The organism is Pseudomonas sp. TWR1-1-4, assembly GCF_049897165.1.
GTDB lineage: Bacteria > Pseudomonadota > Gammaproteobacteria > Pseudomonadales > Pseudomonadaceae > Aquipseudomonas > Aquipseudomonas canadensis.
On record NZ_JAFCVS010000003.1, the window covers coordinates 448,441 to 465,347 of the forward strand.

Genomic DNA, 16,907 nt, shown 5'->3' on the forward strand with positions numbered 1-16,907 from the left:
CTGTGGGAGCTGGCTTGCCTGCGATGGCCACTCCTCGGTCTACCGTCCGAACTGGCCCGGCCAACCGATGACTTTTTTCGCCCTCGGCGTCGCATAAGTCCTGATCTTCGACGTCGACAACCCCAACCGCACCAGTGACTCTGCGATAGTCACCGCAGCGGTCACACCGTCCACCACCGGCACACCGGTGCGCTGGCGAATCTGCTCATCCAGCCCGGCCATGCCACCACAGCCCAGGCAGATCACCTCAGCCTTGTCCTCGCTGATGGCCAATTCCGCCTGACGCACGATGGCCTCCATCGCCGCCAACGGATTTTCTTCCAACTCCAGCACTGCCATGCCGCTGGCCCGCACCGAGGCGCAACGCTGGTACAAACCCGCCAGTTTCAGGCGGTCTTCAATCAGCGGCACGGTACGATCCAAGGTAGTCACCACCGAATAGGCATGGCCCAGGAACATAGCCGTGCTGGCGGCCGCTTCGGTAATGTCCACCACCGGCACGTTCAGCAGTTCCTGCAAGCCTTCGCGGCCGTGCTCGCCGTAGCCGGCCTGGATCACCGCGTCGAATGGCTGGTCGTAGGCCATCACCCGGTCCATCACCGCGATGGCCGCCAGGTAGCTTTCAAAGTTGCCTTCCACCGACTCCGCGCCGAAGTAGGGCGTGAGCCCGACAATCTCAGTGCCGGGCGCAGCCACCGCCCGTGCCTGCTGGGCGATGGTTTCAGTGATGGATTCGGTGGTGTTGACGTTGACCACGAGGATACGCATGGAATGTCCTTGATTAATGACTGACGTTATCGACTGCAATGCTTTCGCCGCTGACATCGGCGTAGAACGGCTGACGCTTGGCGATCAGCAGGTACAGCACCCCTGCAATACCGGCGCCAAACATCCAGGAAAACGGAGACACGCTGGCGAAACCGGGCAGCAGCGCCAGGAGAATGGCAATCACGGCTGCGGGAATGAAGGCCGCTACTGCGCGTAAATTGACCCCACGGCTGTAGTAATAAACGCCATTCGGGTCTTCGCTATACAGCTGCAATACGTCCACCCGGCTTTTACGGATCAACCAGTAATCCACCATGATCACCCCATACAGCGGCCCCAGCAGGGCGCCCAGGCCGGAAAGGAAATAGACGATCACCAACGGGCTGTTGTAGAGGTTCCACGGCAGAATCAGCACCGCCACGGTGGCGCTGATCAACCCGGCGCGACGGAAGTTCAGGTACTTGGGCGCCAGGTTGCTCAGCACAAAGGCCGGTGCGACGAAGTTGGCCATGATGTTCACTGCCACGGTGACGATCAGGAACGCCAGGCAACCGAGCACCAGGAAAAAGGTGCTGGGAATCGCCGCGATGATTTCAGTGGGGCTTTCGATCACCCGGCCATTGAGCTGGAATTGCCCGCCACACAGCAGCACAGTGATCACGGCAAACACCAGGATATTCACCGGCAGGCCCCAGAAGTTGCCGACTTGGATGGTCTTGCGGCACGGCGAAGAGCGGGCGAAGTCGCAGAAATTGAGGATCAGCGTGCCGTAGATCGCCAGCCACAGCGCGCCACCGGCAAAGATATTGCGCCACATCTCGCCACCGCGCAGCGGTTCGCGGATCGACCAGGCGATGTTACCGCCGGTCTGGAAATACATCCAACCGGCCAACGACGCTACCGTCAGCAGAATCACCGGCCCGGCGAAGCCTTCGTAGCGGCGCACCATCTCCATGCCGTAGGCCAGGATCACCAATTGCACCAACCAGATCGCCACGAAACAGGCCCAGCCGAGCGACGACAGGCCCAGGATCGAGTTGTGGTCGTAGTCGGCAAAACCCGGATGAATTGCCGTTAAAAGCACTCGGAAAACTACCGAAGCCAGGTAGGTCTGGATACCGAACCAGGCAATCGCAATCACCGCGCGAATCAACGCCGGAATCTGCGCGCCATGAATGCCGAAGCTGATACGGCTGATCACCGGAAAGGGCACGCCGGTCTTCTGCCCCATGTACCCCGACAGGTTCATGAAGAAGTACACCAGCGCCGCGCCGATACCGAGTGACAACAGGATCTGCCAGCCACCCAAGCCCAAGGCATACAAGCCAATGGCGAAGGAATAGTTGGCGATGTTGTGCACGTCATTGGTCCACAGCGCAAAGATGCTGTAGCGCCCCCAGCGCCGGCCTTCGACTTTGGTGGGTGCCAAGTCCTTGTTGTGCAGGCGTGGGCTGAGCACCAGCGGGCCTGGCTCGATGGCTTCGGGCTTCAGGGAGGAGGGCAGATCCAGTGCGATGTTATTCGAGAGGCTTGTACGCATTCCGGCAGGCTCCAGCGCATCGGCAGCCAAGCCGCAGATGGCAAAGTGTATGTAGGTTTTGTATTTATTGTATACAAAGCGCATTTCACCTTAAGCCACTTGCGTGCCAGTTTTTGATCTATGAAAACTGTGGGTAATTTCGTTTTTATAGGCGAAGGAAATAACTAGCTGAATTCAAAGCGATATAAATTGACCGTTTGAACAGCTATTTATTTTGTTGGGTGAAGTGTGTGCAAAACAGCGAGGGTGTTGAGGCGGGGAAGAATGTAACTTTTCGGTGCGTAATTTTATAGGTGCACACAAGAATGGCACTAATGGTGACATTCTTGTGTACAGATCGAGGGTCATGCCTTGCTGATGATATTCCCCGCATGCAGCCCGCATTCCTTCTGGGTGGCTTCTTCCCACCACCAGCGGCCTTCGCGTTCGTGCTGGTTCGGCAGCACCGGGCGGGTGCAGGGTTCGCAGCCGATGCTGATAAAGCCGCGCTCATGCAGGCTGTTGTAGGGCAACTCCAGCATACGGATGTAACCCCAGACTTCCTCACTGGTCATCTGCGCCAGCGGGTTGAACTTGTACAGGGTGCGCTCCGGGGTGGAGAAGGCTGTGTCGATTTCCAGCGCCGCCACCTGGCTGCGGGTGCCCGGGCTCTGGTCACGGCGCTGGCCGGTGGCCCAGGCACTGACGCCGGAAAGTTTGCGGCGCAGCGGCTCGATCTTGCGTACGCCGCAGCATTCGCCATGGCCGTCCTTGTAGAAGCTGAACAGGCCCTTTTCTTTGACGAAGGGTTCCAGTTTGCTCTGGTCCGGCGAGATCAGTTCGATGTCGATTTTATAGAACTCACGCACCTGCTCGATAAACCGGTAGGTCTCCGGATGCAGGCGGCCGGTGTCGAGGCTGAACACCTTGACGTTCTTGTTCAGCTTCCAGGCCATGTCCACCAGCACCACGTCCTCGGCGCCGCTGAAGGAAATCCACAGGTCATCACCGAACTGGCTGAATGCCAGTTTGAGAATGTCTTGGGCAGATTTGTTGGCGTAAGTCGCGGCGAGTTCAGCGACGTCGAAGGCTTGGTTCATCAGGACGGTTCCTACAGGTCAGTGGCGCTGAGCGCTCTATAGGGGAGCGATGGTATCAAAATCCGCTCTGCGTTGCGGCGGCGAGCTTGAATCGCTAGAGTTCGGCAGTCCTTTTGCTCGCTCAACCGATAACATCAACAATGGGAGTGTCTTGTGGAAATTGCCTGTCTCGACCTGGAAGGGGTGCTGGTTCCGGAAATCTGGATCGCCTTCGCCGAAAAAACCGGTATTGAATCCCTGCGGGCCACCACTCGGGACATTCCCGACTACGACGTGCTGATGAAGCAGCGCCTGCGGATCCTCGATGAACACGGGCTCAAGCTCGCGGATATCCAGGCAGTGATCGCTACCCTCAAGCCGCTGGACGGCGCTGTCGAGTTCGTCAACTGGCTGCGCGAGCGCTTCCAGGTGGTGATCCTGTCGGACACCTTCTATGAGTTCTCCCAGCCGCTGATGCGTCAACTGGGTTTCCCGATCCTTCTGTGCCATCGCCTCATCACCGACGAAACCGACCGCGTGGTGAGTTACCAACTGCGCCAGAAAGACCCCAAGCGCCAATCGGTATTGGCCTTCAAGAGCCTGTACTACCGCGTGATTGCCGCGGGTGACTCCTACAACGACACCACCATGCTGGGCGAAGCCGACCGTGGGATTCTGTTCCATGCGCCGGAAAATGTGATCCGTGAATTCCCGCAGTTTCCAGCGGTGCATACGTTCGGGGATTTGAAGAAAGAATTTATCAAGGCGTCGAATCGGTCGTTGAGCCTGTAGGTTATCCGGCGCTACTGATAGCCTATTCGCGAGCAAGCCCGCTCCCACAAATGTGGGAGCGGGCTTGCTCGCGAAGGGGCCAGTAAAGTCACCGTATATATTCCAGTTAAACCCCTGCAAGCAAGCGCTCATAAGGAATACTCAGGCCTTCGTGCAAGCGCTTGATCATCGACAAGCTCAACTTGCGCTTGTGATTGAGCACTTCGGACGCCCGCCCGCTGGTGCCGATAAATGGCTCCAGGTCCCGGGCGGTCATGCCCAGTTGCTCCATGCGAAATTTGATCGCTTCCACAGGGTCCGAGGGCGGCATCGGAAAATGCTCTGCCTCGTACTTCTCAATGAGAACAGCAAGAATTTCCAGCTCGTCACCCTCAGGTGAGCCGATTTCCGCTCCCCATATCTGCTCCACGCGCGCAAGCGCAGCAGTTAGATCCTCATGGGAATGTATAGGTTTGATGTTCATCACACGGTCTCCGCGTTGATCTGATCGTACTGGGCATGAGTCCCCACGAAACGTATGAACCCAAGTTGTCGCTGATAGTCGATCGCCAGTATCACTCGATACTTGTTGCCGCCCACGTTGAAGACAACCCTGCCACTTTTAAGAATGCTTGCCGCTCTAAGCTCTGCTTTGAGCGCTTGCGGCGTTGGGTAATTCGCCTTTTGCATAGGGCGATACAGCTCGACAAGAGGCGCTTTGGCGTCGGAATAAGCTGAGTGGCTTTCCCAGAATATTCGCAAGGTAGAGAGAGCGATTATTCGCATCGCTGCCACCTCCCAATTTGGGAGGTAATGGGTGTGGTTGGGTCGAGATGCAATCTCGGAAATAATTTCTGACGAGTAAGCAGACGCTTCATGTGATCCCTCACAAACGGCGGGTGGACGGTCGGAGCTGGACGCTATCTTCCAGTTCACTCACCGTCCACACGCGTTCTGAATCAGGATCTTTCTTGCTGCCTGGCCCTATGTTACAGAGCCAGGAGGAGCTTGGGGGCTACAGGTTTTCCAAAGTTTGTAACAGCACCCGCACCTTGGTCAGCGACTCCTGATACTCCGCCTCCCACTGCGAATCCGCCACAATCCCGCCGCCGCCCCAGCAGCACACCTGCCCATCCTTGACCAACAAACTGCGAATGGCGATGGAGCTGTCCATCTCTCCCCGCACATCGAGATACACCAGCGACCCGCAGTACAACCCGCGTCGCGTCGGCTCAAGTTCGTCGATGATCTGCATCGCGCGGATCTTCGGCGCGCCAGTGATGGAGCCGCCGGGGAAGCTGCCGGCGATCAGGTCGAGGGCGTCTTTGCCATCGGCCAATTCGCCGATGACGCTGCTCACCAAGTGGTGCACGTTGGGGTAGCTCTCCAGGCTGAACAGCTCCGGCACGCTCACCGAGCCGGTACGGCAGGTGCGGCCAAGATCGTTGCGCAGCAGGTCGACGATCATCAGGTTTTCGGCGCGGTCCTTGGGGCTGGCCAGCAGTTCGGCGGCGTTGGCGGCGTCGTCTTCGGGCGTCAGGCCGCGGGGGCGGGTGCCTTTGATCGGCCGGGTTTCGACGCGGCGCTCGCTGATATGCACAAAGCGCTCGGGCGACAGGCTCAGCACCGCGCCGTCGTCCGGCAGGCTCTGGAATCCGGAGAACGGCGTCGGGCAGGCTTCGCGCAAGGCGCAGTAGGCAACCCAGGGATCGCCCGTGCACGACGCTCGGAAGCGCTGGGCAAAGTTGACCTGGTAGCAGTCGCCGGCCTGGATGTAGTCCTGGATGCGCACGATAGCCTGGCGATAGGCCTCGGCGCTGAGGTCCGGAGCCATGGGGCCTTTAAGCTTGAAGGTCGCCGCGTTGCTGGCTACCGGCTGGCCGAACAGAGTGATCAAGCGGTGTTGCTCGCTCTCGGCCAGTGCCGGATGAAACACAAGCTGGCTGGTCTGCGCCTGATGATCGCTGATCAATGCCCAGGCATATAGCCCGAAGCGCGCGTCCGGCAGGTGCAAATCGTCCGCGGCAAGGTGCGGCATGTGCTCAAGATGGCGACCAAAATCATAGCTCAGGTAGCCGATCAGCCCGCCCGCAAACGGCAGCTCATAGCCCGCGGGCAGATCCGCCTCGCCCAACTGCGTAAGGTTTTCCCGCAAGCGTTGCAGGAAATCACCACCGCTTTCGTCAGGTGAAACCGTCAATGTCGCTTGTGGCCAAGCGCTCAGCAGGTCATAACGCCCGCGCTCAGCTGCCGGTCGGCCGCTGTCCAGCAGCACCGCGCCAGGCGCATTGCGAATCGCCGCAAAATACGCAGCGGGGTTGGCCTGGTAAGGCAGTGGGTATACAGAGCAGGTCGACATGCGAGGCGAATCAGCTATGGGCATAGAAGGGGCGGCAATTGTACCGCATTCCACTGTAGGAACCGGCCTGCCGGCGATGCGATCTTCAGCCTTCCACAGGTGGAATATGCCCAAACATTTCCTGCACGAACTTCACGCGTTCTTCCGGGGTTTCCGTCACGCCGGCGGCTTTCAGCTCTTCTAGCCGGGCTTCCACTGCATGGGTGCGCAGGGTCAGGCCACAGTCGTTGGCGATCTGGATATTCAGCCCAGGCCGCGCATTCAGCTCCAGGATCAGCGGGCCTTTTTCTTGGTCGAGCACCATGTCCACGCCGATATAGCCCAAGCCGCACAGCTCATAGCAGCCCGCCGCAAGCTTCATGAAACCGTCCCAGTTGGGCAGTTGCACGCCATCCACCGCGTTGGTGGTGTCGGGGTGTTTGGTGATGATGTTGTTTAGCCAGGTGCCCCGCAGGGTCAGGCCGGTCGCGAGGTCGACACCCACGCCAATCGCCCCTTGGTGCAGGTTGGCCTTGCCGCCCGACTGACGGGTCGGCAAGCGCAGCATGGCCATCACCGGGTAGCCCATCAGCACGATGATGCGGATGTCCGGCACGCCTTCATAGCTGATGCTCTTGAAGATCTGGTCAGGCACCACGCGGTATTCGATCAACGCACGGTCGCGGTGGCCGCCCAGCGAGTACAGGCCGGTGAGGATGCTGGAGATCTGGTGCTCGATCTCTTCATGGCTGATGATCTTGCCGGACACCGTGCGATAGCGCCCTTCAAAGCGGTCTGCCACCACCAGGATGCCGTCACCGCCGGCGCCCTGGGCCGGCTTGATCACGAAGTCGCTGCGCCCGCCGATGATATCGTCGAGCTTGTCGATCTCCTTCTCGGTGGAAATCACCCCGTACATCTCCGGCACATGAATGCCGGCGGCCAGGGCGCGCTCCTTGGTGATGATCTTGTCATCCACGATCGGGTACAGGCTGCGCTTGTTGTACTTGAGCACGTAGTCGGCGTTACGCCGATTGATGCCCATGATTCCCCGCGCTTCCAGGGCTTTCCAGGTCTTCCAGAAACCGAACATTACTGGTCAGCCTTCAGGAAGGCCTTGAAACGCACCAGCTCGGTCAAGCGGTAGCCGCGATAACGACCCATGGCCAGCATGAAGCCCACCAGAATCAGCAGGATTGCCGGGAAGGTAAACACGAAGTACACCAACTCCGGCACGCTCATGATCAGGTGCGCCAGGGATGCGGCGAACAGCGTACCAATCGCCACTTTCAGCGCATGGTTGGCGCCGCGCTCTTCCCAGGTGATCGACAGGCGTTCGATGGTCATGGTCAAAATCACCATCGGGAACAGCGCCACCGACAACCCGCGCTCCAGCCCCAGTTTATGGCTGAACAGGCTGATCGCCGCGATCAGCACCACCACGAACGTCAGCACCACCGACAACCTCGGCAGCATCTGCAATTTCAGGTGTTCGAGGTACGACCTGAGGGACAGCCCCAGCGCCGTGATAATCGTAAACAGCACAATCCCGAAGCCCAGTTGTGTCTCGCGGAACGCCAGGGCGATCAGCACTGGCGTGAACGTGCCCAAGGTCTGCAGGCCGATCAAGTTGCGCAGGATCAAAATCACCAGCACGCCAATCGGGATCATCACCATGATCATGAAGGTCTGCTGGGTTTGCAGCGGCAGGCCGTACAGCGAATATTCGAGGAAGTTGGCGTCGGTGTTCTCGTCCGTCAGCTTGGCCAGGCGAATCGCGTTCATTTCGCTGTTGTTCAGGCTGAAGGTCACCATGGCCTTCTTGCCGCCATCGACGGTGATCAGGTTTTCATCACCGGTCCACCACAGCAGGCGGTCGGTGGGCAGGCCCTGTTCGCCGGTTTCCGGGTTGAAGTACAGCCAGTCATTGCCATTGAAGCTGCGCAGCCAGAGTTCAGGGGTTTGCGGCTGGTCGGCCACCAGGCGGATGGTGTGGACCTTTTCCACCGGTACGTGGGCGATGGACAGCAGCAACTCGACGATCTTGGCCTTGTGCGGGATGGAGGGGTCGCCCGCCAGCAGCAGCTTCACATTGTCGTCATTGAGGTTGTTGGTGCGCTTGATGGCTTCGCTGATAAAGGTCTCGACGTCGGCCGAGTGCTGGCGGATCGGCGCCAGCAGGGCTTCGGCGGCGATTTTTTCCGGGCCTTCCACGGCAATGCTGTCGCGGAAGGTCGGGCCCTTGACCTTGACCTTTTCACCGCTGTAACGCTTGGTGAGGACCAGGCGGTAATACAGGGTCTGGTTGCCCTTGGCGCGGCGTGCCGACCAGGTCACCTTGCGGTTGCCGTCGGTGCGGTTGACGCTCACGCCGTAGTTGTTCGAGATAAAGCTCTCGTTGAGGCTGACGAAGTCGCGGCTCAGGGGCGGCACGAACATCTGGATCTTCACCGGGTCTTTCGGGTTGGCGACGAACTCGACCTTGGCGTCGATGTTCCACAAGTCGTCGGTGGCGTCCTCGGTGACGGGGATCCCCAGCACGAAGATCTGGTAGGCGGTGACCGAAATACCCAACACCACCAGGATGGCGATGAGGATTTTCAGGTGCAGGGTCAGAGAGCGCATTCGGTTTACTCGGCGGTATGAGCGTCGGCGGCGCAGGCGGGTTTGCCTGCTGCGTATTTAAGACTGGGGTCGACCAGCGCATCAAAGCGTTTCAGCGCTTCGGAGCCGATCAGCAGCGGGTATTGGAATGCGCTGCGGTCAGTCAAGTTCACTTCGATGCTGCGTAAAGCGGTGCCCATGCAGATATCCAGAGCAATCACCGGACGGGCGGTGTAGTTCTTGTCCTCATCGGGGTCATAGTCACCGGCGCGGCGCTTGATCTTGCTGACGCGGGCCAGGGGGCGTTCAATGGGGTGGGAATGGGCGGTGTCGATGGCCAGGTAGAAACGCACCCAGGATTCACCGTTGCGCTTGAAGCGCTTGATATCACGGGCACTGAGGGAGGCGGTCTTGGCGCCGGTGTCCAGTTTGGCGGCGACTTCCAGGTCGATCCCGGCCAACTGGGCGTATTCGTTGAGGCCGTACACGGTCTTCTGGGCGGCGACGCCAAGGCCCGGTGCAGCCAGGAGGCAAATCAATAGAAGGAAGGGCTTGAGTCTCATAAATCCCGAGGCGGTGCAGTGCGATGTTCAATTCAAGGCGACTGGCATTACTGCGCAAGCTCCCTCGTGCGCCGTTTCATCTCGCGATGTCAGGCAAAAGTGGCGGGCATTCTAACATGATGCTTTTTTGGCGCCAGCGCTGGCAGGCGGCCATGCCCTGCAAGGGTGCATCGGCGGTTATTAGACGATTGTCGACAATATGGATTTATTCTTTGACTATCCAGGGCTGATTGGCTAGTTTTTGCGGCATTGCTTTTGAAGGTGTCGACAATATGTTGGATCAGCTGGAATCCCCAGTGGTGGCGCAAGACGATTCCCAGACCATGTCCGAGAACGTCTTCCGGCGTATCCAGGCCGCCATCGTCAAGGGTGAGATCGCTCCCGGCAGCAAGATCTCCGAGCCGGAACTGGCGCGCACCTATGGCATCAGCCGCGGCCCGCTGCGCGAGGCAATCCATCGGCTGGAAGGCCAGCGGCTGCTGGTGCGCGTGCCGCATGTCGGCGCGCGGGTGGTTTCATTGAGCCACGCCGAGCTGATCGAGCTCTATGAAATCCGCGAATCCCTCGAAGGCATGGCCTGCCGCCTGGCCGCCGAGCGCATGACCGATGCGGAAATCGAAGAGCTGCGCCAGGTGCTGCATACCCATGAGCGCGATGAAGCCTTCCAGGCCGGCCTTGGTTACTACCAGCAGGAGGGCGACTTCGATTTTCATTACCGGATCATTCAAGGTGCCGGCAACCGCACCCTGACCCAAATGCTCTGCGGCGAGCTGTACCAATTGGTGCGCATGTACCGCATCCAGTTCTCCGCCACCCCCAATCGTCCACGCCAGGCCTTTGCCGAGCACCATCGCATCCTTGACGCGATTGCCGATCGCGACGGTGAACTGGCCGAACTGTTGATGCGCCGGCATATCGGCGCATCCAAACGCAACATTGCCCGTCACTTCCCGGACGGCACTGCCCAATCACGAGGTGAATGATGAGTTCCAATAATAAGACGACTCCAGGCCAGCGTTTCCGTGACGCGGTCGCCAGCGAGCATCCTTTGCAGGTGGTCGGTGCGATCAATGCCAACCACGCGCTGCTGGCCAAGCGCGCCGGTTTCAAGGCGATCTACCTGTCGGGTGGCGGTGTGGCTGCCGGTTCTCTTGGCGTGCCGGATCTGGGGATTACTGGCCTGGATGACGTGCTGACTGACGTGCGCCGCATCACCGACGTCTGCGACCTGCCGCTGCTGGTGGACGTGGACACCGGTTTCGGCTCCTCGGCGTTCAACGTGGCGCGCACGGTCAAGTCGATGATCAAGTTCGGCGCGGCCGCGATCCATATCGAAGACCAGGTCGGCGCCAAGCGCTGCGGACACCGCCCGAACAAGGAAATCGTGTCCCAGCAGGAAATGGTCGACCGCATCAAAGCTGCCGTGGATGCGCGCACCGATGACAGCTTCGTGATCATGGCCCGCACCGATGCCCTGGCGGTGGAGGGGTTGGAGTCTGCGCTGGAGCGCGCCGCCGCTTGCATCGAAGCCGGCGCCGACATGGTGTTCCCGGAAGCCATCACTGAACTTGAGATGTACAAGCTCTTTGCGTCAAAGGTGAAGGCCCCGATCCTGGCCAACATCACCGAGTTCGGCGCCACGCCGCTGTACACCACCGAACAGTTGAAATCTGCCGATGTTTCCATCGTGCTGTACCCGCTCTCGGCCTTCCGCGCCATGAACAAGGCCGCCGAGAATGTCTATACCGCGATCCGTCGCGATGGCACCCAACAGAACGTGATCGACACCATGCAGACCCGCATGGAGCTTTACGATCGCATCGACTACCACACCTTCGAGCAGAAGCTCGACGCGCTGTTTGCCGCCAAGAAATAAATGCCTGACGAACAACTGTAGGAGCCGGCTTGCCGGCGATTGCGCCTTCGAACCTGGCGCAAGCCTCAAGGGCCTATCGCCGGCAAGCCGGCTCCTACAGGGCCGCGATTAACCAAGGCCTCCTTATAAATACAAGATTGGAGAAGAAAAATGGCTGAAGCAAAAGTATTGAGTGGCGCCGGCCTGCGTGGCCAGGTGGCCGGGCAGACTGCACTGTCCACCGTGGGCCAGGCCGGCGCCGGCCTGACTTATCGCGGCTACGACGTGCGCGAACTGGCCGCCGATGCGCAGTTTGAAGAAGTCGCTTACCTGCTGCTGTACGGCGAACTGCCGACCAAGGCCGAACTGGCCGCCTACAGCGCCAAGCTGAGCAAGCTGCGCGACCTGCCGCAAGCGCTGAAAGAAGTGCTGGAACGCATCCCCGCCGACGCTCACCCGATGGACGTGATGCGCACCGGTTGCTCGTTCCTGGGCAATATCGAGCCCGAGAAAGATTTTGGCGCGCAGCACGACGTCACTGACCGCCTGCTGGCCGCCTTCCCGGCGATCATGTGCTACTGGTATCGCTTCAGCCATGACGGCAAACGCATCGATTGCGTGACTGATGAACCCTCCATTGGCGGCCACTTCCTGCACCTGCTGCACGGCAAGAAACCGAGCGAGTTGCACGTCAAGGTCATGAACGTTTCGTTGATCCTCTACGCGGAACACGAATTCAACGCTTCGACCTTCACTGCGCGGGTGTGTGCGTCAACCCTGTCCGACCTGTATTCCTGCGTCACCGCCGCCATCGGCTCCCTGCGTGGCCCGCTGCATGGCGGCGCCAACGAAGCGGCGATGGAGATGATCGAGCGTTTCTCGTCCGCTGAAGAAGCGGTCGAAGGCACCCTCGGTATGCTGGCGCGCAAGGACAAGATCATGGGCTTCGGCCACGCGATCTACAAAGACAGCGACCCGCGTAATGAAGTGATCAAGGGCTGGTCGAAAAAACTCGCTGACGAAGTAGGTGACAAGGTGCTGTTCCCGGTCTCCGAAGCCATCGACAAGACCATGTGGGAGCAGAAGAAACTGTTCCCCAACGCCGACTTCTACCATGCCTCGGCGTACCACTTCATGGGCATCCCGACCAAGCTGTTCACGCCGATTTTCGTGTGCTCGCGCCTGACTGGCTGGGCTGCCCACGTGTTCGAGCAGCGTGCCAACAACCGCATCATCCGTCCAAGCGCCGAGTACACCGGCGTAGAGCAGCGCAAGTTCGTGCCAATCGAACGTCGCTGAATGGGAACACCTCGATCCCTGTAGGAGCCGGCTTGCCGGCGATGGCGGTCTCAAGGGCCTCATCGCCGGCAAGCCGGCTCCTACAGGGGAAGGGGCAACCCTGAAACCTACCGTGACCGAGTCCTGACCGATGAACACTGAATTCCGCAAACCGCTCCCCGGCAGCCGCCTGGACTACTTCGACGCCCGTGCGGCGGTCGAGGCAATCACCCCCGGCGCCTACGCTACCTTGCCTTACACCTCCCGCGTACTCGCGGAAAACCTGGTGCGTCGCTGCGATCCGGCCACCCTCAACGCTTCCCTCAGCCAACTGATCGAACGCAAGCGCGACCTCGACTTTCCGTGGTTCCCGGCGCGTGTGGTGTGCCATGACATTCTCGGCCAGACCGCGCTGGTTGACCTTGCCGGCCTGCGCGATGCCATCGCCCAGCAAGGCGGCGACCCGGCCCAGGTCAACCCGGTGGTGCCGACCCAACTGATCGTCGACCACTCCCTGGCCGTCGAAGCCGGTGGTTTCGACCCGGACGCGTTCGAGAAAAACCGGGCCATCGAAGACCGTCGCAATGAAGACCGTTTCCACTTTATCGAGTGGACCAAAAAGGCTTTCAAGAACGTCGACGTGATCCCGCCCGGCAACGGCATCATGCACCAGATCAACCTGGAGAAAATGTCTCCGGTGATCCAGGTGCGTGACGGTGTGGCATTCCCGGACACCTGCGTCGGCACCGACAGTCACACCCCTCACGTTGACGCGCTGGGCGTGATCGCCATTGGCGTCGGCGGCCTGGAAGCGGAAAGTGTGATGCTCGGCCGCGCTTCATGGATGCGCCTGCCGGAAAGCGTCGGCGTGGAACTCACCGGCAAGCTGCTGCCGGGCATCACCGCCACCGACATGGTGCTGGCGCTGACCGAGTTCCTGCGTAAGCAGAAAGTGGTCGGCGCCTGGCTGGAGTTCTTCGGTGAAGGCGCTTCGGCACTGACCCTGGGCGACCGAGCGACCATCTCTAACATGGCCCCGGAATACGGCGCCACCGCGGCGATGTTCTATATCGACCAGCAGACCATCGCCTACCTCAAGCTCACTGGCCGTGAAGACGAACAAGTCACCCTGGTTGAGCAATACGCCCGCCACACCGGCCTGTGGGCGGATGACCTGAAAGGCGCGCAATACGAGCGCGGCCTTACGTTCGATCTGTCCAGCGTCGTGCGTAACATGGCTGGCCCGAGCAACCCGCATGCCCGTGTTGCCACCAGCGACCTGGCGTCCAAGGGCATTTCCGGCCAGTGGGACCAAGTGCCGGGGCAAATGCCCGACGGCGCGGTGATTATCGCGGCCATCACCAGTTGCACCAACACCAGCAACCCGCGCAACGTGATTGCTGCAGGCCTCTTGGCGCGCAATGCCAACAAGCTGGGGCTGACGCGCAAACCATGGGTCAAATCGTCCCTGGCGCCCGGCTCGAAAACCGTGGCCATGTACCTGGAGGAAGCGGGTCTGGGCCACGAGCTGGAAAAACTCGGGTTTGGCGTGGTGGCGTTTGCCTGCACCACCTGCAACGGCATGTCCGGCGCGCTCGACCCAGTGATCCAGCAGGAAATCATCGACCGCGACCTGTACGCCACCGCCGTGCTTTCGGGCAACCGCAACTTCGACGGGCGTATCCACCCGTATGCCAAGCAGGCTTTCCTGGCGTCGCCGCCGCTGGTAGTGGCCTACGCGATTGCCGGCACCATCCGTTTCGACATCGAGAAAGACGTGCTTGGCCTGGACGCCCACGGCAAGGAAATCCGCCTGCAGGACATCTGGCCGAGCGACGAAGAGATCGACGCGGTGGTCAAGGCCTCGGTCAAGCCAGAGCAGTTCCGCGCGGTGTATATCCCGATGTTCGCCATCCACGAAGACACTGGCCCGAAAGTCGCGCCGCTGTACGACTGGCGCCCACAAAGCACTTACATCCGCCGCCCGCCTTACTGGGAAGGCGCGCTGGCCGGTGCTCGTCCACTCAAGGGCATGCGCCCGCTGGCGGTGCTGCCCGACAACATCACCACCGACCACCTGTCGCCGTCCAACGCAATCATGCTCGACAGCGCCGCCGGCGAATACCTGGCGAAAATGGGCTTGCCGGAGGTCGACTTCAACTCCTACGCGACTCACCGTGGCGACCACTTGACTGCGCAGCGCGCCACCTTCGCCAACCCGAAACTGTTCAACGAAATGGTGGTGGAAAACGGCAAGGTCAAGCAGGGTTCCCTGGCGCGTATCGAGCCTGAAGGCCAGGTCACGCGGATGTGGGAAGCCATCGAGACCTACATGGAGCGCAAGCAGCCGCTGATCATTATTGCCGGTGCCGACTACGGCCAGGGCTCGTCCCGCGACTGGGCGGCCAAGGGCGTGCGCCTGGCCGGTGTTGAAGCGATTGCCGCTGAAGGTTTCGAGCGCATCCACCGCACCAACCTGGTGGGCATGGGCGTGTTGCCGCTGGAGTTCCTGCCGGGCACCGACCGCAACACCCTGAAGATCGATGGCAGCGAAACCTATGACGTGGTCGGCGCACGCACCCCGCGTGCGCAGTTGACGCTGGTGATCAACCGCAAGAATGGCGAACGTGTCGAAGTGCCGGTGACCTGCCGCCTGGACACCGCCGAAGAAGTGTCGATCTACGAGGCGGGCGGCGTGTTGCAACGTTTCGCCCAGGACTTCCTGGAATCGGCGGCGACGGCCTGAGAGGACACCATGGCACACGTAGCGCAAATCAAGATTCCCGCCACCTACATGCGTGGCGGCACCAGCAAAGGCGTGTTTTTCAGCCTCAAGGACCTGCCCGAATCGGCGCAGGTGCCAGGTGCCGCGCGCGATGCCTTGCTGTTGCGGGTGATCGGTAGTCCCGATCCCTACGACAAACAAATCGACGGCATGGGTGGCGCCACCTCCAGCACCAGCAAGACGGTGATCCTGGCCAAAAGTACCCGCGCCGAGCATGACGTGGACTACCTGTTCGGCCAGGTCTCCATCGACAAGCCGTTCGTGGACTGGAGTGGCAACTGCGGCAACCTGTCGGCCGCTGTCGGCTCCTTTGCCATCAGCGCCGGCCTGGTCGACCCGGCCCGCGTCCCGCACAACGGCGTGGCCGTGGTGCGAGTGTGGCAGGCCAATATCGGCAAGACCATCATCGCTCATGTGCCAATCACCGACGGTGCGGTGCAGGAAACCGGTGATTTCGAACTGGACGGCGTGACCTTCCCAGCCGCCGAAGTGCAGTTGGAGTTCATGGACCCGGCGGCGGAAGAAGAGGGTGGCGGTGGTTCGATGTTCCCCACCGGCAACCTGGTCGACGAGCTGGAAGTGCCCGGCGTCGGCACCTTCAAGGCCACGCTGATCAACGCCGGCATTCCGACGATCTTCATCAACGCCGAAGACCTCGGCTATACCGGCACCGAGTTGCAAGGCGCGATAAATAGCGACCCGAAAGCCCTGGCGATGTTCGAGACGGTGCGAGCTTATGGCGCCTTGCGTATGGGCCTGATCAAGCACCTGGACGAAGCCGCCCAGCGCCAGCACACGCCGAAGGTGGCGTTTGTGGCCAAGCCTTTGGACTACGTGGCGTCGAGTGGCAAGGCGATCAAGGCCAGTGATGTGGACCTGCTGGTGCGTGCGCTGTCCATGGGCAAGTTGCACCACGCGATGATGGGCACCGCTGCGGTGGCGATTGGCACGGCGGCGGCAATTTCCGGGACTTTGGTCAACCTGGCGGCGGGTGGTGTTGAACGCAATGCAGTGCGCTTCGGGCACCCGTCCGGCACCTTGCGTGTGGGCGCAGAAGCCACCCAGGTAAACGGCGAATGGGTGGTGAAGAAAGCCATCATGAGCCGCAGCGCGCGAGTGCTGATGGAAGGTTTCGTCCGCGTCCCTGGTGACGCCTTCTAAGGTTCAATACTGGACCCGTGTGGGAGCGGGCTCGCTCGCGAATGCGGTGGAACAGTGACATTTCAGTGCCTGACACACCGCCTTCGCGAGCAAGCTCGCTCCCACAGGAGATATCTATTCCAAGGCAGGCATCCAAGATCTGCTTTTTGACAACCGTGAGCCCGAGGACTGATCCCAACCCTCTTC

Annotated in this window: 15 protein-coding genes; 6 read left to right on the forward strand and 9 right to left on the reverse strand. The window is 60.5% G+C overall.

What is annotated here, in order from left to right; all coding sequences use genetic code 11:
* Positions 1 to 39: 39 nt before the first annotated feature.
* The 3 genes from ACP7C6_RS10505 to ACP7C6_RS10515 all read right to left on the reverse strand — a co-directional run bounded on the left by ACP7C6_RS10505 (position 40) and on the right by ACP7C6_RS10515 (position 3,387).
* Entirely contained in the window at positions 40 to 768 is a 729-nt protein-coding gene (locus tag ACP7C6_RS10505; protein WP_068935389.1) for an aspartate/glutamate racemase family protein, read from the reverse strand.
* A 13-nt stretch (positions 769 to 781) separates the two neighbouring features.
* A complete protein-coding gene (locus tag ACP7C6_RS10510) occupies positions 782 to 2,308 on the reverse strand; it encodes an NCS1 family nucleobase:cation symporter-1 (protein WP_028617532.1) in 1,527 nt (508 codons plus the stop codon).
* Positions 2,309 to 2,652: 344 nt separating this feature from the next.
* Positions 2,653 to 3,387, reverse strand: coding sequence for a phosphoadenylyl-sulfate reductase (locus ACP7C6_RS10515; RefSeq protein WP_003214958.1), 735 nt, complete (start codon positions 3,385 to 3,387; stop codon positions 2,653 to 2,655).
* 153 nt (positions 3,388 to 3,540) lie between these two features.
* Here ACP7C6_RS10515 and thrH point away from each other — a divergent pair, with 153 nt between their 5' ends.
* Positions 3,541 to 4,158, forward strand: a complete 618-nt coding sequence (thrH, locus tag ACP7C6_RS10520; RefSeq protein WP_426108674.1) for a bifunctional phosphoserine phosphatase/homoserine phosphotransferase ThrH — start codon at positions 3,541 to 3,543, stop codon at positions 4,156 to 4,158.
* A 106-nt stretch (positions 4,159 to 4,264) separates the two neighbouring features.
* Here thrH and ACP7C6_RS10525 read toward each other — a convergent pair whose 3' ends face one another.
* The 6 genes from ACP7C6_RS10525 to ACP7C6_RS10550 all read right to left on the reverse strand — a co-directional run bounded on the left by ACP7C6_RS10525 (position 4,265) and on the right by ACP7C6_RS10550 (position 9,642).
* Positions 4,265 to 4,621, reverse strand: coding sequence for a helix-turn-helix domain-containing protein (locus tag ACP7C6_RS10525; protein ID WP_426108675.1), 357 nt, complete (start codon positions 4,619 to 4,621; stop codon positions 4,265 to 4,267).
* A complete protein-coding gene (locus tag ACP7C6_RS10530; protein WP_122687255.1) occupies positions 4,621 to 4,923 on the reverse strand; it encodes a type II toxin-antitoxin system HigB family toxin in 303 nt (100 codons plus the stop codon). Before ACP7C6_RS10530 ends, ACP7C6_RS10525 begins: the two co-directional genes overlap by 1 nt.
* A 229-nt stretch (positions 4,924 to 5,152) precedes the next feature.
* On the reverse strand, positions 5,153 to 6,496 hold the full coding sequence (gene pabB, locus ACP7C6_RS10535; protein ID WP_426108676.1) for an aminodeoxychorismate synthase component I: 1,344 nt from the start codon (positions 6,494 to 6,496) through the stop codon (positions 5,153 to 5,155).
* An 85-nt stretch (positions 6,497 to 6,581) separates the two neighbouring features.
* Positions 6,582 to 7,568: an alpha-L-glutamate ligase-like protein gene (locus ACP7C6_RS10540; protein ID WP_016979244.1), complete on the reverse strand. Its 987-nt coding sequence runs from the start codon at positions 7,566 to 7,568 to the stop codon at positions 6,582 to 6,584.
* On the reverse strand, positions 7,568 to 9,100 hold the full coding sequence (locus ACP7C6_RS10545; RefSeq protein ID WP_028617526.1) for an inactive transglutaminase family protein: 1,533 nt from the start codon (positions 9,098 to 9,100) through the stop codon (positions 7,568 to 7,570). The genes ACP7C6_RS10540 and ACP7C6_RS10545 overlap by 1 nt, the downstream gene beginning before the upstream one ends.
* A 5-nt stretch (positions 9,101 to 9,105) precedes the next feature.
* Positions 9,106 to 9,642, reverse strand: coding sequence for an ATP-dependent zinc protease (locus ACP7C6_RS10550; protein ID WP_426108677.1), 537 nt, complete (start codon positions 9,640 to 9,642; stop codon positions 9,106 to 9,108).
* 272 nt (positions 9,643 to 9,914) lie between these two features.
* Here ACP7C6_RS10550 and ACP7C6_RS10555 point away from each other — a divergent pair, with 272 nt between their 5' ends.
* The 5 genes from ACP7C6_RS10555 (at position 9,915) to prpF (ending at position 16,721) form a co-directional block, all read left to right on the forward strand.
* The gene (locus ACP7C6_RS10555) at positions 9,915 to 10,625 is read left to right on the forward strand and encodes a GntR family transcriptional regulator (RefSeq protein ID WP_016979247.1); all 711 of its coding nucleotides are present in this window, start codon (positions 9,915 to 9,917) and stop codon (positions 10,623 to 10,625) included.
* Positions 10,625 to 11,518, forward strand: a complete 894-nt coding sequence (prpB, locus tag ACP7C6_RS10560; RefSeq protein WP_028617524.1) for a methylisocitrate lyase — start codon at positions 10,625 to 10,627, stop codon at positions 11,516 to 11,518. Before ACP7C6_RS10555 ends, prpB begins: the two co-directional genes overlap by 1 nt.
* A gap of 150 nt (positions 11,519 to 11,668) precedes the next feature.
* Positions 11,669 to 12,796 (forward strand): bifunctional 2-methylcitrate synthase/citrate synthase, encoded by a 1,128-nt coding sequence (gene prpC, locus ACP7C6_RS10565; protein ID WP_068935377.1) that lies wholly within the window; start codon positions 11,669 to 11,671, stop codon positions 12,794 to 12,796.
* 130 nt (positions 12,797 to 12,926) lie between these two features.
* Positions 12,927 to 15,521, forward strand: a complete 2,595-nt coding sequence (gene acnD, locus ACP7C6_RS10570) for a Fe/S-dependent 2-methylisocitrate dehydratase AcnD (protein WP_028617522.1) — start codon at positions 12,927 to 12,929, stop codon at positions 15,519 to 15,521.
* Between the two features lie 9 nt (positions 15,522 to 15,530).
* Positions 15,531 to 16,721 carry a 2-methylaconitate cis-trans isomerase PrpF gene (gene prpF, locus ACP7C6_RS10575; RefSeq protein ID WP_426108678.1) on the forward strand — a complete coding sequence of 397 codons (1,191 nt, stop codon included), beginning with the start codon at positions 15,531 to 15,533 and terminating at the stop codon, positions 16,719 to 16,721.
* Positions 16,722 to 16,907 lie beyond the last annotated feature (186 nt).

Coding starts and splice junctions, on each gene's coding strand:
- ACP7C6_RS10525 (WP_426108675.1), bottom strand. CDS start 4,621: ATGAACATCAAACCTATACATTCCCATGAGGATCTAACTGCTGCGCTT.
- ACP7C6_RS10540 (WP_016979244.1), bottom strand. CDS start 7,568: ATGTTCGGTTTCTGGAAGACCTGGAAAGCCCTGGAAGCGCGGGGAATC.
- acnD (WP_028617522.1), top strand. CDS start 12,927: ATGAACACTGAATTCCGCAAACCGCTCCCCGGCAGCCGCCTGGACTAC.
- prpB (WP_028617524.1), top strand. CDS start 10,625: ATGAGTTCCAATAATAAGACGACTCCAGGCCAGCGTTTCCGTGACGCG.
- ACP7C6_RS10555 (WP_016979247.1), top strand. CDS start 9,915: ATGTTGGATCAGCTGGAATCCCCAGTGGTGGCGCAAGACGATTCCCAG.
- pabB (WP_426108676.1), bottom strand. CDS start 6,496: ATGTCGACCTGCTCTGTATACCCACTGCCTTACCAGGCCAACCCCGCT.
- ACP7C6_RS10505 (WP_068935389.1), bottom strand. CDS start 768: ATGCGTATCCTCGTGGTCAACGTCAACACCACCGAATCCATCACTGAA.
- prpF (WP_426108678.1), top strand. CDS start 15,531: ATGGCACACGTAGCGCAAATCAAGATTCCCGCCACCTACATGCGTGGC.
- ACP7C6_RS10550 (WP_426108677.1), bottom strand. CDS start 9,642: ATGAGACTCAAGCCCTTCCTTCTATTGATTTGCCTCCTGGCTGCACCG.
- ACP7C6_RS10515 (WP_003214958.1), bottom strand. CDS start 3,387: ATGAACCAAGCCTTCGACGTCGCTGAACTCGCCGCGACTTACGCCAAC.
- ACP7C6_RS10530 (WP_122687255.1), bottom strand. CDS start 4,923: ATGCGAATAATCGCTCTCTCTACCTTGCGAATATTCTGGGAAAGCCAC.
- ACP7C6_RS10510 (WP_028617532.1), bottom strand. CDS start 2,308: ATGCGTACAAGCCTCTCGAATAACATCGCACTGGATCTGCCCTCCTCC.
- prpC (WP_068935377.1), top strand. CDS start 11,669: ATGGCTGAAGCAAAAGTATTGAGTGGCGCCGGCCTGCGTGGCCAGGTG.
- ACP7C6_RS10545 (WP_028617526.1), bottom strand. CDS start 9,100: ATGCGCTCTCTGACCCTGCACCTGAAAATCCTCATCGCCATCCTGGTG.